This window comes from Xanthomonas dyei (assembly GCF_002939865.1).
Lineage (GTDB): Bacteria > Pseudomonadota > Gammaproteobacteria > Xanthomonadales > Xanthomonadaceae > Xanthomonas > Xanthomonas dyei.
Genome location: NZ_MDEE01000136.1, coordinates 1 through 330 on the forward strand (window position 1 = coordinate 1; position 330 = coordinate 330).

The 330-nt window shown below is 61.2% G+C and carries 1 protein-coding gene; it reads left to right on the forward strand.

Translation table 11 applies throughout. From position 1 onward, the window contains the following. Nucleotides 1–53: 53 nt before the first annotated feature. On the forward strand, nt 54–330 hold a 277-nt coding region (locus XdyCFBP7245_RS23555), incomplete at its 3' end, for a DUF1153 domain-containing protein (RefSeq protein WP_104617727.1).

A 330-nucleotide genomic window follows, 5' to 3' on the forward strand; every position in this document is an offset into this window, starting at 1 on the left:
TGTAATGACCCACTGAAACTCTGCTCAGGTGTTAGTTTTCAGAGGAGACATCGATGAGTGCAGTGATGGACGAAGAACAGATCAAGCGCTGGACGGCCCGGCGCAAGTCGGCGCTGGTGCTGGAGATCATCCAGGGGAAGACGACGGTGGCCTTGGCCAGCCGGCAATTCGACCTGACGCCCAATGAGATCGAAGGCTGGGTCGAGGAAGGTAAGCGCGGGCTGGAGAACGCGCTGCGGGCCAAACCAGAAGACGTGCGCGAGCAGTACGCACGCCAGCTCAAGGACCTGCAGGAAGCCTACGGCGAGGCCATGCTGGAACTGCGCGCCC